A 14,505-nucleotide genomic window follows, 5' to 3' on the forward strand; every position below is an offset into this window, starting at 1 on the left:
CCGAGGGCCTGCCCGAAACCCCGTGGAGGTGTCTGGATGAATCCGCTCAACCCCCTGAACGATCCGGCGGTCGCGTACCTGCGCGCCCTGCTCGGCGCCCGGATGGCGCGGCTGCGCGCGGAGGAGGAGCGCAGCCGCGGCGCGTCCGCCATCGAGTGGGCGATCATCACCGCGATCCTCGCGCTGATCGCGATCACGATCGGCGCGGTGATCCAGAAGAAGATCCAGGACAAGGCCAACAGCATCAACACGGGCTGACCGCCGATGCGGTCCCGTGGGCGCCTCACGTCCCTCTTACGGTCGGACGCGGGCGTGTCGTCGATGGAGTGGGCGCTGCTCACCCCAGTCCTCATCCTGGTGATGCTCGTCGTCGTGCAGTTCGCCATGGTCTTCCACGCCCGGCACGTGGCGCTCGCCGCGGCGCAGGCGGGCGCCCGCGTCGCGCGGACGTCCCCGGTCGGCGGCGGCTGGGAGGGTGCGGCGACGGCGAAGGCGTCCGGGTCCGTCCGGGAGATCGGCCCGGACCTGCTGAGCGGGCTCCAGGTGCGGGCCGGTGAGGAGAACGACGAGCGGTGGGTGGAGGTCAGCGGCGAGGCGGTCCAGGTCGTCCCGTTCATGAGGTTCCACGTGTCGCAGCGCTCGCAGGGGCCGATCGAGTGCTTCCGTCCCGACGTCGGCTCGGGCACCGCCTGCCGGCAGGGGGCGGGCCCATGAGGGACCGCGGCGCCCTGCGCCTTTGCGAGCGGGGCTCCATGTCGCTGGAGATGGTGCTGGTCACGCCCATCTTCATCGCGTTCCTGCTGTTCCTCGCGGGCGCGGGCCGGATGGTGGACGCGAAAAGCCAGGTGGACGGCGCCGCCCGCGACGCCGCCCGCGCCGCGTCCATCGCCCGCAGCGCCGGGTCCGCGCAGAACCTCGCCGCCGACACCGCCGCCGCCGGGATGCGCGGCACCGACTGGTGCTCGGGCGGCCCCAGCGTCCAGACCGACGTGTCCGCCTGGGGCCCGGGTGGAAGCGTCGCTGTGACCGTCACCTGCGACGTCGATCTCGGCGACCTGGCGTTCATCGGGCTGCCCGGCACCAAGCGCCTGCAGGGTCACGCCATCGCGCCCGTCGACACGTTCACCAACCGCGGGACGGACGCGGGCGGCGCCGACGACCCGGGAGCCGCGCCATGAGCCCCGCCGAACGCGCCGACCGTGTCGAACGCGGCGACCGCGGCACGATCGCGATGTACACGGTGCTGTTCACGCCGGTCGTCCTGCTGCTCGCCGGGCTGCTGGTGGACGGCGGCCTCGCCATCCACGCCCGGCAGCGGGCCGCCGACATGGCCGAGCAGGCGGCGCGCGCCGGCGCGAACCAGATCGATACCGACGCCCTCCGCGAGACCGGCGAACCCGTCCTCGATCCGGGCCGGGCCCGGGCGGCGGCGTGCGACCTGCTCGCCGCCTACCCGGACGAGGTCACCGGGTCGCGGTGCGACGCCAACGACCAGGAGGTCGCGGTCACGGTCCAGATCAGCGTGAAGCCGCAGCTGCTCGGGATCATCCCCGGCTTCGGCTCGTTCCAGCTGACCTCCAGCGCGACCGCCCGCCCGGTCACCGGAGGAGATGGGCCGTGATCGTGCGGGAGAACGGACTTACGATGAGGGCGACGTCCGGGGAAACGGCAGGGACGCGATGGTGACGCGGCAGGATCGGCGAACGCCCGTCCGGGTGGACGGGCGCCGCAGCGCGGGCGACATTCTGGCCGGGATCGGCGCGGTCGCCGCGCTGGCCGCGCTGATGATCGGTGTCCCGTTCGCGCTGCTGACGCTGTTCGGGTCGCCGCTGCCGGACCACGTGCCGTCCGCGTCCGACCTCACGCAGAAGGTCGGGCCGGGTTCGCTCATCGCGATCCTGGTGGCGCTGGTGTGGCTCGCCTGGCTGCAGCTCGCCGCGTGCGTCGCCGTCGAGCTCTACGCGGGGATCCGCGGGGTCGGCGTGCCCGCGCGGGTGCCGCTCGCGGGCGGGACGCAGTCGCTCGTGCACCGGCTCGTCGTGGCCGCGCTGCTGCTGTTCACCGCCACCACCACGATCATGCCCGCGTTCTCCGCCGGCGGGCTGTCGCAGCACCCGCCGGTCCAGGTGCAGATGCAGATGCAGCCGCAGTCGGCGCGGTTCCAGCAGGTCCCGGACGCGCCCGAGCAACAGGCCGCCGCCGGCCGGGTCGCCGGCGACCTCGCCGCGGACCCCGCCGAGAAGTCCGCCACCACGAAGATCTACCGGGTGCAGCCGCCGGAGGGACGCCACCACGAGAGCCTGTGGGAGATCGCCGAGAAGTGCCTCGGCGAGGGCCGCCGGTACAAGGAGATCTATTCCCTCAACAAGAACCACATCCAGCCGGACGGGACGCGCCTGACGATCGCCAGCCTGATCCGTCCGGGCTGGATCCTGGAGATGCCGGCGGACGCCAAGCATGCGAAGGTCATCCCGGCCGAGGACCTCCACGAGTACTTCCGGTACGGGCACGCCGTCCCGGACGAACCGGGCAAGCCCGCGCCCGAGCCGGCACCGCAGCGTCCGGCCGAGCCCCCGGCCGCGGAGGCGCCGCCCGCATCGCCGGCGCCGCCGGCCTCGGAAAGCCCGGCGCCCGAGCACAGCCCCGCGCCCGAGCAGACCCAGGCGCCCGAGCAGACCCAGGCGCCGGAGCAGACCCATGCGCCGGAGCAGAGCCGGGCACCCGAGCAGAGCGCGCCGCGGGAGTCCGAGCCCGCGCATCCGCCCGCGCACGGGGAGGGGCCGTCGAGCGAGATGGGCGGCGCCGCGGGCAGCGGCGGCGCGGCCGTCCCGGGCGAGGGCTCGCCGCAGCGGGAGGAGACCGGCGGGACGTTCGACCTCGGCTGGCCGCAGGGCCTCGCCGCGGCGTCGCTGGTCGCCGCCGGGCTGCTCGTCGCGCTCGGCCGGCGCCGCCGCGCCCAGCTGTGGCACCGCGCGTTCGGGCACATGGTCGTCCGGCCGGAGGGGGAGGCGGCCGAGGCGGAGCGGGCGCTGCGGATCGGCGCCGACGACGACGCGGCGAAACTCCTCGACCTCGGGCTGCGGCACATGTCGAAGTCCATGGCGGCGGGCGGCCGGGCCCTCCCGACCGTCTACGGGGTGCATCTCGGGCGCGGCAGCCTCGACCTGTGGATCGCGCCCGCCGACCGGAACCCGCCCGCCCCCTGGCAGGCGTTCGACGACGGGCAGGTGTGGCGGCTGCGCGGCGACGCGCTGCCCATGCTGGAGGCGTCCGACCTCGGCGACGTCCTCGCCCCCTACCCGGGCCTCGTGTCGATCGGCACGAACGCCAACGGCCGCATCCTCGTCGACCTGGAGGCCGCGCACGGGCTGATCGCGGTCCGCGGCCCCGAGGACGTCCGCCGCGCCGCGCTGTCCGCGATCGCGCTGGAGCTGGCCACCAACCGCTGGTCCGACCACATGCGGATCACACTCGTCGGGTTCGACGCGGAACTGGGCGAGGGCCTGACCGAGATCGCCCCGGACCGGGTGCGCTCCGTCCCGACGCTCAGCGACGCGCTGCCGGAGCTGGAGGGCCGCAGCGAGGAGGTGCGGCAGGCGCTCGCCGCGTCCGGCGTCGACTCGGTGCTCACCGGGCGCTGCCGCGGCGTGTTCGGCGAGGCGTGGATGCCGCACTACCTGATCATGGCGGACCGGCCGGACGAGCAGGAGGCCGACCGGCTCGTCGCGCTCGCCCGCACCGGCACCCGGATGGCCGCCGGCTACATCGTCCCCGGCGACGTGCAGGGCGCCACCTGGACGTGGGACGTCGACGACGCCGGGCACCTCCAGGCCGGCGTGCTCGGCTTCGAGGTCGACGCGCAACTCGTCCGCGACGACGACTACCGCGGCGTGTTCGAGCTGTTCCGCACCGCCGGGCGGCTCGACTCCGTGCAGCTGCCCGGGCTGTCCGGCGGCGCGGAGCCGCCGACCGCGCAGCAGTCGTCGGTCGACATCCGGCTGCTCGGCCCGATCGAGGTCGACGCCCCCGGCCCCATCGACGAGACCCGCCGCGAACTCTGCACCGAGCTGCTGGTGTTCCTCGCCGCGCACCCGGAGGGCGTCCACCCGACGGTGCTGTCCGGCGCGATCTGGCCGCGCGGCGCCAGCGCGGGCGTCCGCGACGCGTGCGTGGCGCGCGTGTCCGACTGGCTCGGCCGGGACGCGCGCGGCCGCCCCAACCTGTACTACGACGAGCGCGGCCGGATCAGGCTCGGCTCGGAGGTGCGGGTCGACATCGCCGTGTTCCGCTGGCTGGTGTGGCGGTCGGCGGCCGAACCCGCGTCCGAGACCGCCTACATGGCGTACGCGCTGGACCTCGTCCGCGGCCCGCTGCTCGCCGACCGGCCGCGCGGCCGGTACGCGTGGCTGGCGAACCACGACCTGGAGTACGAGACGCCCGCGCGGATCATCGACGTCGCGCACCGGCTCGTCGTCCTGCGGCTGGACGAGGGCGACCCGCGCGGCGCGGTCGGCGCGGCCCGCGCCGGGCTGCGGCTCGCGCCCGCCGACGAGGGCCTGTGGCGCGACCTGCTCCGCGCGACCCACGCGACCGGCGACGTCGCGCAGGTGCGGGTGGTCGTGGACGAGCTGCGCGCCCGCCTCGCCCGCGACCCGTTCCTCGACCAGCTCCAGCCCGAGACGGAGGCCCTGGTGGAGGAGCTCGTCCCCGACTGGCACCGCGTCGGCTCGCGCTGAGACGGCGTAGCCGGGCCCGGCCGGCGCCCGTTCAGTCGGACTTGCCGATTCCTATGCCGAACTCGCGGTAGACGCGCTCCCAGAAGCCGTCCCGCAGCCACGTGCGGGCCTCCTGGTAGGGGCGCAGGGAACCGCCGAGCTCCTTCTCCGCCTCGATCAGCAGTTCCTTGTCGATGACGGGCGGCAGGATCGGGCCGGGCAGCAGGTCGCGGATGTTGTCCCGGCCCCGCTCGAAGATCCACTTCTGTGCGACGTGCTCGCCGATCTCCAGCATGTGGTCGCGGTCCGGGCCGAGCTTGCCGTCGGCCTGCGCGGAGTTCATCGACGCGGCCACCGTGGCGGGCGTCACGGCGCCGGTCACCGGGACGGCCGTGCGGACGGCGCCGGGCGCCGGCTTGACCGACGGCGGCTTGCCGGCGAACACCTGCGACGGCGACGGCACGGGGTTCGCCCGCTGCGCGGCGGCGGCGGCGTCCTTGATGGCGGCGGTGGTGCCCGGCGCGGGCACCGGCAGCACCTTGGCCTTGGTGAAGTACGGGCGGAGGAACTCGGAGGGCAGCACCTCGACGGTGTCGGACTCCCACACCAGCCACTCGGCCTGGTTGGAGCCGTGCGTCGGCTCCACGCCCCACAGGTGGACGCGGACGCCGTAGCGCTGCGCGGCCTCCACGGCGGGCAGCATGTCCTCGTCGCCGGCCAGCAGCACCGCGTCGGTGATCGCGCGGTGCCGGGCGAGGGCCTCCAGGTCGGCGCGCAGCTGCGCGTCCACGCCCTTCTGCTGGCCCTGCGCGTTCAGGTTGCCGAGCCGCAGCTTCACCAGCGGCAGGTTGGCGATCACCCGCTGGTCGACCGTGGGCTGCTTCTTCGGCGCCGCGTCGAACCAGTACACCCGCAGCAGTTCGCCGCGCCGCTGCCCGTCGGCGTGGTCGGTCAAAGCCTTGATCAGCTTCTCCGCCGCGACGCGGTACTCCCGCCGGGAACCGCAGCCGAGCAGCAGCGCACCGGAGGCCGCGTAAAGGTATCCCGCGTCGACGAAGATCGCGTATCGCGCGGGCTGGGCAACGTACTCCGAGGTGGCCATGGCCTTCCACCTTATTCGTGCCGAGCCCCCCGCTGGGCGTGAACCACGGTTACATGTCGCTTCGGACCGGCCGGTGAGAGGCCGCGCGCGCGGCGGCTTCCCAGGTGGGCGGGACGGCTCAGCGGGGCAGGCCGCTGGCCCGCCAGGCCCCCGGCCCGCGCGGCCCGAGGTCGCCCGCGAAGGTGTTGCGGACGAGCCGGGACCGGTCCGCCCAACGTGACGTGCGGGCCGGTCCGGCGCCGTCCCGGGCCGCGGCGGCGGCGCGGGCGCGGGCGGTCAGCACGGCGACGAGCGCCGCGATCTCCGCCGGGCTCGCGTCGCCGCGGACGATCTGCAGGAAGGGCTTCTGCTCAGCGCTCACGAGATCCGACCTTCGGGGAGTGTTCGCATCAGAGCGGGATGTTCCCGTGCTTCTTCGGCGGCAGCGTCTGGCGCTTCTCGCGCAGCGCCCGCAGCGCCCGCACCACCTGGCCGCGCGTCTCCGAGGGCTTGATCACGTTGTCGATGTAGCCGCGCTCGGCCGCGACGTAGGGATTGGCGAGCGTGTCCTCGTACGCGGTGATCAGCTCGGCGCGGCGGGCGTCCGGGTCGTCCGCGGCGGCCAGGTCGCGCCGGTACAGGATGTTGACCGCGCCCTGCGCGCCCATCACCGCGATCTGCGCGGTCGGCCACGCCAGGTTGATGTCGGCGCCGAGGTGCTTGGACCCCATGACGTCGTACGCGCCGCCGTACGCCTTCCGCGTGATGATCGTCACGAGCGGGACGGTGGCCTCGGCGTACGCGAACAGCAGCTTCGCGCCGCGCCGGATGATGCCGTTCCACTCCTGGTCGGTGCCGGGCAGGAAGCCGGGGACGTCCACGAACGTCAGCACGGGGATGTTGAACGCGTCGCAGGTCCGGACGAACCGGGCGGCCTTCTCGGACGCGTCGATGTCGAGCGTCCCCGCGAACTGCATCGGCTGGTTCGCGACGATGCCGACCGAGCGGCCCTCGACCCGCCCGAAGCCGACGATGATGTTCGGCGCGAACTGCTCCTGGACCTCCAGGAACTCGCCGTCGTCCAGCACCCGCTCGATGGCGGTGTGCATGTCGTACGGCTGGTTCGGCGAGTCGGGGATGAGGGTGTCGAGCTCTTCGTCCAGCTCGGTCACGTCCACCGGCACGTCGAACGCGGGCGCGTCGGACAGGTTGTTGGACGGCAGGTACGACAGCAGCGCCTTGACGTACTCGATCGCGTCGTCCTCGTCCGACCCCTGGTAGTGGGCGACGCCGGACTTGGAGTTGTGCGAGTGCGCCCCGCCCAGCTCCTCCATCGTCACCTCTTCACCGGTGACCGTCTTGATCACGTCCGGCCCGGTGATGAACATGTGGGACGTCTGGTCGACCATGACGATGAAGTCGGTGATCGCCGGCGAGTACACCGCGCCGCCCGCGCACGGCCCCATGACCAGCGAGATCTGCGGGATGACGCCGGAGGCGTGCACGTTCCGCTTGAAGATCTCCGCGTACAGGCCGAGCGCGACCACGCCCTCCTGGATCCGCGCGCCGCCGGAGTCGTTGATGCCGATCACCGGGCAGCCGGTCTTGATCGCGTGGTCCATGACCTTGACGATCTTCTCGCCGAAGACCTCGCCGAGGGACCCGCCGGAGACCGTGAAGTCCTGGCTGAAGATCGCGACCGGACGTCCGTCCACGGTGCCGTACCCGGTGACGACGCCGTCGCCGTAGGGCCGGTTCTTCTCCATCCCGAAGTTGGTGGACCGGTGCCGCGCCATCTCGTCGAACTCGACGAACGAGCCGGGGTCGAGCAGCGCGTCGATCCGCTCCCGGGCCGTCATCTTGCCCTTGGCGTGCTGCTTCTCGACGGCGCGCGCCGAACCGGCGTGCACCGCCTCGTGCCGGCGCCGCTCCAGGTCCGCGATCTTTCCCGCCGTGGTGTGGACGTCGTAGTCCACGGGGGGTTCAGGGGCTTCCGTCGCCATGCCGGTCAGGGTAACCGCACGCTGATTTCGCCCGTGCGCCCGGGTGCCGGTGACCGGGACCGACTCCGGCCCGACCGCGCTCGTTAGGCTTGGCGGGTGGCTACGAAGACGCGTGACACCTTTCGTCAGGACATGCCCGAACCGCTGCGCCGCGATGTGCGGCTGCTGGGCGCGATGCTCGGCGACTCCCTCGTGGAGTACGGCGGGAAAGGGCTGCTGGACGACGTCGAGCGGCTCCGCCACGCGGTGATCGCGGCCCGCCGCGGCGAGACGGGCATCGAGGAGGTCGCCGCGCTCGCCGACGGCTGGACGCTGGAGCGCGCCGGCCAGGTCGCCCGCGCGTTCACCGTCTACTTCCACCTGACGAACCTCGCCGAGGAGCACCACCGCATCCGGACGCTCCGGGAACGTGACACCGGCGACACCGTCCCCGGCTCCGTGGCCGCCTCGATCGAGCAGATCCGCGCCTCCGCCGGCGCCGACGACGCGGGCCGCCTCGACGCGATCATCGACGGCCTGGAGTTCCGCCCCGTCTTCACCGCGCACCCGACCGAGGCGCGCCGCCGCGCCGTCGTCACGGCGATCCAGCGGATCAGCGACCTGCTCACGCACCTGAACGACGCGCCGGGCGCGTCCGAGCGCGAGGAGACCGAGCGGAGCCTGCGCGAGGAGATCGACCTCCTCTGGCGGACGGCGCTGCGCCGGCACACCCAGCTCGACCCGCTGGACGAGGTCCGCACCGCGATGGCCGCGTTCGACGAGACGATCTTCCGGGTCGTCCCGCACATCTACCGCTCCCTCGACCGCGCGCTGAACGGCGACGGCAGCGGCACCCGCCCGCCGAAGGCCCGCCCCTACCTGCGGTTCGGCAGCTGGATCGGCGGCGACCGGGACGGCAATCCGTACGTCACCGCGCAGATCACCCGGGACGCCGTCATGATCCAGGCGGAGCACGTCCTGCACGCCCTGGAGAACGCGTGCGCCCGGATCGGCCGCGAGCTGACCGTCCACGAGATCACCACGCCCGCCTCGGGCGCCCTGCTGGACGTCCTCGCCGCCGCGCGCACCGCGCACCCGCGGCTGATCGCCGAGATCGGCAAGCGGTCGCCCGGCGAGCCGCACCGCCAAGTCCTGCTGCACGCCGCCGCCCGCATCGCCGCCACCCGGGAGCGCGACGCCGACCTGGCCTACGCGTCCCCGGACGAGCTGCTCGCCGACCTGCGCGCCGTGCAGGACTCCCTCGCCGGTGCGGGCGCCGCCCGGCAGGCGTACGGCCGCGTCCAGCAGCTGATCTGGCAGGTCGAGACGTTCGGCTTCCACCTCGCCGAGCTGGAGATCCGCCAGCACTCGGAACTGCACGAGCAGGCGCTGAAGGAGGTCCGCGCTGGCGGCCCCCGCTCGGAGATGACGGAGGAGATCCTCGAGACCCTCCGCGTGGTGGCCTGGATCCAGGGGCGGTTCGGCGTCCGCGCCTGCCACCGCTACATCGTCTCCTTCACCCGCTCCGCCGAGGACATGGCCAACGTGCACGCCCTCGCCGAGACGCTCGGCGACGGCGCGCCCGTCCTGGACGTGATCCCGCTGTTCGAGACCGGCGAGGACCTGGAGCGGGCCCCGTCCGTCCTGGACGGCATGCTGGAGATCCCCGCCGTGCGGCGCCGCCTGGACGAGACCGGCCGCCGGATGGAGGTCATGCTCGGCTACAGCGACTCGGCCAAGCAGCTGGGCCCGACCAGCGCCACCCTCCGCCTCTATGACACCCAGGAGGCGCTCGCCGCGTGGGCGGCCCGCCACGACGTCAGGCTGACGCTCTTCCACGGCCGCGGCGGCTCCCTCGGCCGCGGCGGCGGTCCCGCGAACCGCGCCATCCTCGCCCAGGCGCCCGGCTCGGTCGCGGGCCGCTTCAAGGTCACCGAGCAGGGCGAGGTCATCTTCGCCCGCTACGGCCACCGCCAGATCGCCCGCCGCCACGTCGAGCAGGTCACCAGCGCGGTCCTGCTGGCCTCGACCGACGCCGTCCAGGACCGTGCCCGCGAGGCCGCCGCCCGCTTCCGCCCGCTGGCCGACAAGATCAGCGACGCCGCCAGGTCGGCCTTCCGCAGCCTGATCGAGACCGAGGACTTCGCCGTCTGGTTCGCCCGGGTCAGCCCCCTGGAGGAGATCTCCGAACTGCGCATCGGCTCCCGCCCGGCCCGCCGCAAGGCCGCCCGCGGCCTGGAGGACCTGCGCGCCATCCCGTGGGTGTTCGCCTGGACGCAGACCCGCGTCAACCTGCCCGGCTGGTACGGCCTGGGCAGCGGCCTCGCCGCCGTCTCCGACGACGGCCGCGACCTCACCGAGCTCCGCGAGGCGTACGAGGCGTGGCCGCTGTTCAACACCCTGCTCGACAACGCCGAGATGAGCCTCGCCAAGTCCGACCGCGCGATCGCCGAGCGCTACCTGGCGCTGGGCGAGCGTCCCGAACTCTCCGAGACCGTCCTGGCCGAGTACGACCGCACCCGCCGCCTGGTCCTGGCGGTGACAGGCCACGAACGCCTCCTGGAGAACCGCCGCGTGCTCTCCCGGGCCGTAGAACTCCGCAACCCCTACGTGGACGCCCTCTCCCACCTGCAGCTACGAGCCCTGAAGGCCCTCAGAGCAGGCGTGGAGAACGAGGAAGAGCGAACCCACCTGGAAGACCTGCTCTTGTTGTCGGTCAACGGCGTGGCCGCCGGCCTCCAGAACACCGGCTGACCCGGCTGACCGCGCCGGACCCCGGCGAGCGCGGCGGGCCCGCCCTGCGTGCGCCGGGGTTCCGGGGGCGTCGGCTTGGCTAACAGCCCCAGTTGGGCTTGCGCTTCTCGGCGAAGGCGGCGATGCCTTCGCGGCGGTCCGCGGAGGAGGCGGCGGTGCGCCAGGCGTTCTCCTCCAGGTCCAGACCGGCGTCGAGGCTGACGCCGGAGCCCTGGCGGAGGGCGCGCTTGGCGGCGCGGACGGCGACCGGGGAGTTCTGCGCGATCACGCCGGCGAGGGCCAGGGCCTCCTCGCGGGCCGCTCCGGCGGGGACCTTGCGGTCGGCGAGGCCGCAGGCGAGGGCCTCGTCGACGCCGAGGCGGCGGCCGGTGAAGACGAGGTCGGCGGCCTTGCCGGGGCCGAGGCGGCGGAGCGCGAGCTGGGTTCCGCCGCCGCCCGGGACCAGGCCGACGCTCACCTCGGGCAGGCCGAACACGGCGGTCTCGTCCGCGACGATCAGGTCGGTGGAGAGGGCGAACTCGCAGCCGCCGCCGAGCGCGTAGCCGTGCACGGCGGCGATGACCGGCTGGGGCAGGTTCAGGACGCCGCCGAACGCGGCGCGGAAGACCGGCCGCTGCGCGAAGATCTCGGCGTCGGTCATCGCGTTGCGCTCCTTGAGGTCCGCGCCGACGCAGAACGCCTTCTCGCCGGCCGCGCTCAGCACCACCGCGCGGACGGCCTCGTCCACCGCGACCTCGGCGCAGACGCCGGCGAGGCGCCGGGCCATCGCGGTCGACAGGGCGTTGAGGGCCTCGGGCCGGTCCAGCACGATCTCGGCGACGTTCCCGTCGCGCCGCAGCGTCACACCATCCATAGAGCGCACCTTAACGACCGCTCGATGCCTTTCCGGGTGGCTGGCCCCAAGATCGGGGTTCCGGTGGGGTTGGATGGAGGACGTGGACACCGCTTATGGGGATCTCGGCCGGCCTCCGTTGCACGAGGGGGCGCTGCGGCGGGCGCTCGTCCGGGACGGCGGGTTGTGGCGCGAGGTCCGCGTCGTGGACGAGACCGGCTCCACCAACGCCGACCTCGCGGCCCGCGCGAAGGAGGGCGCGCCGGAGGGGACCGTGCTGGTCACCGAGCTGCAGACGGCGGGCCGGGGGCGGCAGGGCCGGACGTGGACGGCGCCGCCGCGGTCCGGGCTGACGTTCTCGATGCTGCTGCGGCCGGTGGTGCCGGTGCCGCGGCTGGGGTGGGCGTCGCTGCTGACGGGCGTCGCCGTCGCCATGGCCGTACGGAGAATGACCGCCTGGTCGCAGACGGGGGACGGGTTCCTCGGCGACGCGGCGGACGTGGCCGTGGACGCCCGGCTCAAGTGGCCGAACGACGTGCTCGTCGGCGACCGGAAGCTCGCCGGGATCCTCGTCGAGAAGGTCGAGGACGGCATCGTGATCGGCGTCGGGCTGAACGTGGGCCTGCGGGCGGAGGAGCTGCCGGTGCCTGCCGCGACGTCGCTGGCGATCGAGGGCGCGCCGCTCAGCGACCGGGCGCCGCTGCTGCGCGCGATCCTGCGCGAGTTCGCGACCTGGTACCGGGAGTGGACGGCCCTGGACGGTGATCCGGAGGCCAGCGGCCTGCGTACCGCCTACCGGGACCTGTGCACGACGCTCGGGCGCGAGGTCAGGGTGGAGATGCCGGGCGACCAGCGGCTGGTGGGGACGGCGCGGGACGTGGACGGGACGGGGCGGCTGCTGGTCGCGGGGACGGCCGGGGAGAGCGCGATCAGCGCCGGCGATGTGGTGCACGTCCGGTGAACGTGGAACGAGGATTGGCCGTCCGTACGTTGATTCGATTGCTGATCTGCACCGATATGTTCTGGTATCGAATCACGACGTCGTCGCCACGGCCCATGGCGGCGGCGGACTGAGGGGCGGGAAATGGCGGCCGGATTGCCCGATCCGAAGGAGATCGAGGAACTCCTCCTCGGCGGCGAGCTGCGGTACAACCGCGTCCAGGCCGTCCGGCGGGCCGGGGTCTCCCGGGACTTCGCCGGCCGGATCTGGCGGGCGTTCGGCTACCCGTCCATGCCGGACGAGGAGGTCGCCTACACGGAGGGCGACGTCGCGGCGCTGGACCGGCTCCGCAGGCTCGTGGACGACGGGATCCTGGACGAGGACGCCGTGATCCGCCTCGTCCGGGCGTACGGGCAGACGATGACGCGGCTCGCGGAGTGGCAGGTCAGCCTGCTGCGCAGCATGCTCACCCCGGATCCGCACGACGTACCGTCCGCCGAGGCGGTCGACACGGTCGTGGACATCGCGGAGAAGCACATCGGCGAGTTCGAGCCGCTGGTCGTGCACGCGTGGCGGCGCCAGCTCGCCGCGGCCGGGACGCGCGCGCTGGCCGCCGCGACGACCCGGGAGAACGGCGACCCGGCGGGCCGCCCGATGACCACCGTCGGGTTCGCCGACATGGTGTCGTTCACGCAGGTCAGCCGGGAGCTGGAGGAGATCGAGCTGGCCCGGGTGGTGGAGTGGTTCGAGGAGACCGCCGCCGACATCATCGCCTCCTGCGGCGGCCGGCTGGTGAAGACGCTCGGAGACGAGGTGCTGTTCAGCGCGGAGACGCCGGAGGTCGGCGCGGAGATCGCGCTGACGGTGGCGGCGGCCATCCAGGACGAGACCGAGGTCCCGGACGTGCGGGTCGGCGTCGCGTACGGGCCCGTCCTGCCGCTGATGGGCGACGTGTTCGGGACGACGGTCAACCTCGCCGCCCGGCTCACCTCGCTGGCCCGGCCGGGCTCCGTCGTGATCGACAGCGAGCTGGCCGCGCGGCTGGAGAAGGACCCGGCCTACCAGGTGACGCGGATCGTGCGGCGCCCGGTCCGCGGCCTCGGCATCGTCCAGCCGTACGTGCTGCGCCGCAAGGCCGAGCCCGGACCGGACGCGTCGTAGCGGCTCAGTAGGCGCTGGGGCCGCTCTCGGCGGGCGAGTCGGTGAGGCGCTGCAGGTAGTTCTGCTCTCCGAGCGCCTGGACGAGGCTGAGCTCGGTCTCCAGGTAGTCGACGTGCTCTTCCTCGTCGGCGAGGATCTCCTCGAAGAGCCGGGCGGACGTGATGTCACCGCGGGAGCGCATGAGCTCGATGCCGGGGCGCAGCCGGGCCACGGCCTCCATCTCGATCTCCAGGTCGGCCTTGAGCTGCTCGACGATGGTCTGCCCGATCCGCAGCGTGCCGATCTTCTGGTAGTTCGGCAGCCCCTCCAGGAACAGGATCCGGTTGGTGAGCCGCTCCGCGTGCCGCATCTCGTCGAACGACTCGTCGCGGGTGTGCTTGGCCATCCGGACGAAACCCCAGTTCTCCTGCATCTTGGAGTGCAGGAAGTACTGGTTGATGGCCGTGAGCTCCGCGGTGAGCTGGTCGTTCAGCAGCGCGATGATGTCCTTGTCGCCTTCCATGGCGCCCATGCTTTCATGCACGCCTGATTGAGGACAGCACAAAGCCCCGCACGGGTGCGTGTCCGCCAGGCCGTGCGGGGTGCGGAGGGGAAGGCTCAGGCGGCGGTCGGCGGGGCGGCTTCCCGGGGGGCGAAGTCGGCGGCGGCCTGGACGGCCGGCATGGCGGGAGCCGGGTCCGGGGCGGCCATCAGGGCGAGGGGGCCGCCGGTCAGGGCGTCCGCCAGTTCGCCGGCCGTCCGGTACTCGCTGACCATGGTGTGGATGCGCTTGGTGCACATCCCGCAGCCGGGCTTGAAGCCGCACGCGGCCTTGACGGCCTTGGCGGTCGCGCAGCCGCTCGTCATGCAGCCGTGAACGTCGTCCTCGGTGATGGCGTTGCAGATGCAGACGTACATGCCGGTGGGGGCCTTCCGTGCGGCTGGAACTGGCTCGGCGTGCCCGACCTCCGACCCTTAGGGTGCCCTTATTGAGGTAAGGCATGCCTAAGGTAGCTCAGGTATGTCCGTTCTGGCCAGTGGACTCCCGATCGGTGTGATCC

At 73.3% G+C, this 14,505-nt stretch carries 14 protein-coding genes; 8 read left to right on the plus strand and 6 right to left on the minus strand.

What is annotated here, in order from left to right:
• Positions 1-36: 36 nt before the first annotated feature.
• The 5 genes from AL2_RS05625 to AL2_RS05645 all read left to right on the plus strand — a co-directional run bounded on the left by AL2_RS05625 (position 37) and on the right by AL2_RS05645 (position 4,736).
• Complete coding sequence (locus tag AL2_RS05625; RefSeq protein ID WP_067629864.1) at positions 37-258, plus strand: Flp family type IVb pilin; 222 nt, start codon at positions 37-39, stop codon at positions 256-258.
• A 63-nt stretch (positions 259-321) separates the two neighbouring features.
• Positions 322-714 carry a TadE/TadG family type IV pilus assembly protein gene (locus tag AL2_RS05630; RefSeq protein WP_245666367.1) on the plus strand — a complete coding sequence of 131 codons (393 nt, stop codon included), beginning with the start codon at positions 322-324 and terminating at the stop codon, positions 712-714.
• On the plus strand, positions 711-1,178 hold the full coding sequence (locus AL2_RS05635; protein WP_067629871.1) for a TadE family protein: 468 nt from the start codon (positions 711-713) through the stop codon (positions 1,176-1,178). Before AL2_RS05630 ends, AL2_RS05635 begins: the two co-directional genes overlap by 4 nt.
• Complete coding sequence (locus AL2_RS05640) at positions 1,175-1,621, plus strand: pilus assembly protein TadG-related protein (protein ID WP_067629874.1); 447 nt, start codon at positions 1,175-1,177, stop codon at positions 1,619-1,621. The genes AL2_RS05635 and AL2_RS05640 overlap by 4 nt, the downstream gene beginning before the upstream one ends.
• 61 nt (positions 1,622-1,682) lie before the next feature.
• Complete coding sequence (locus tag AL2_RS05645; protein WP_376741320.1) at positions 1,683-4,736, plus strand: BTAD domain-containing putative transcriptional regulator; 3,054 nt, start codon at positions 1,683-1,685, stop codon at positions 4,734-4,736.
• Positions 4,737-4,767: 31 nt separating this feature from the next.
• Here the strand turns inward: AL2_RS05645 and AL2_RS05650 are convergent, their stop codons facing one another.
• The 3 genes from AL2_RS05650 to AL2_RS05660 all read right to left on the minus strand — a co-directional run bounded on the left by AL2_RS05650 (position 4,768) and on the right by AL2_RS05660 (position 7,799).
• The gene (locus tag AL2_RS05650) at positions 4,768-5,817 is read right to left on the minus strand and encodes an NYN domain-containing protein (RefSeq protein WP_067629880.1); all 1,050 of its coding nucleotides are present in this window, start codon (positions 5,815-5,817) and stop codon (positions 4,768-4,770) included.
• 118 nt (positions 5,818-5,935) lie between these two features.
• Positions 5,936-6,178 (minus strand): acyl-CoA carboxylase subunit epsilon, encoded by a 243-nt coding sequence (locus AL2_RS05655; protein WP_067629883.1) that lies wholly within the window; start codon positions 6,176-6,178, stop codon positions 5,936-5,938.
• Positions 6,179-6,206: 28 nt separating this feature from the next.
• Entirely contained in the window at positions 6,207-7,799 is a 1,593-nt protein-coding gene (locus AL2_RS05660; protein ID WP_067629886.1) for an acyl-CoA carboxylase subunit beta, read from the minus strand.
• 132 nt (positions 7,800-7,931) lie between these two features.
• Here AL2_RS05660 and AL2_RS05665 point away from each other — a divergent pair, with 132 nt between their 5' ends.
• The gene (locus tag AL2_RS05665) at positions 7,932-10,532 is read left to right on the plus strand and encodes a phosphoenolpyruvate carboxylase (RefSeq protein ID WP_067629888.1); all 2,601 of its coding nucleotides are present in this window, start codon (positions 7,932-7,934) and stop codon (positions 10,530-10,532) included.
• 79 nt (positions 10,533-10,611) lie between these two features.
• On the opposite strand, the gene AL2_RS05670 is transcribed toward AL2_RS05665, so the two are convergent.
• Entirely contained in the window at positions 10,612-11,385 is a 774-nt protein-coding gene (locus tag AL2_RS05670) for an enoyl-CoA hydratase/isomerase family protein (protein ID WP_067629895.1), read from the minus strand.
• Between the two features lie 73 nt (positions 11,386-11,458).
• Between AL2_RS05670 and AL2_RS05675 the strand changes: the two genes are divergently transcribed.
• Positions 11,459-12,325, plus strand: coding sequence for a biotin--[acetyl-CoA-carboxylase] ligase (locus AL2_RS05675; protein WP_067629898.1), 867 nt, complete (start codon positions 11,459-11,461; stop codon positions 12,323-12,325).
• Positions 12,326-12,448: 123 nt separating this feature from the next.
• A complete protein-coding gene (locus tag AL2_RS05680) occupies positions 12,449-13,465 on the plus strand; it encodes an adenylate/guanylate cyclase domain-containing protein (protein WP_067629901.1) in 1,017 nt (338 codons plus the stop codon).
• 4 nt (positions 13,466-13,469) lie between these two features.
• On the opposite strand, the gene bfr is transcribed toward AL2_RS05680, so the two are convergent.
• Positions 13,470-13,967 (minus strand): bacterioferritin, encoded by a 498-nt coding sequence (gene bfr, locus AL2_RS05685; RefSeq protein WP_067630425.1) that lies wholly within the window; start codon positions 13,965-13,967, stop codon positions 13,470-13,472.
• Positions 13,968-14,062: 95 nt separating this feature from the next.
• Positions 14,063-14,362, minus strand: coding sequence for a (2Fe-2S)-binding protein (locus tag AL2_RS37255; RefSeq protein ID WP_067629904.1), 300 nt, complete (start codon positions 14,360-14,362; stop codon positions 14,063-14,065).
• Positions 14,363-14,505: the final 143 nt, after the last annotated feature.

The sequence above is a fragment of the Actinomadura latina NBRC 106108 genome (genome assembly GCF_001552195.1).
In the GTDB taxonomy this organism is placed as follows: Bacteria; Actinomycetota; Actinomycetes; order Streptosporangiales; family Streptosporangiaceae; genus Spirillospora; species Spirillospora latina.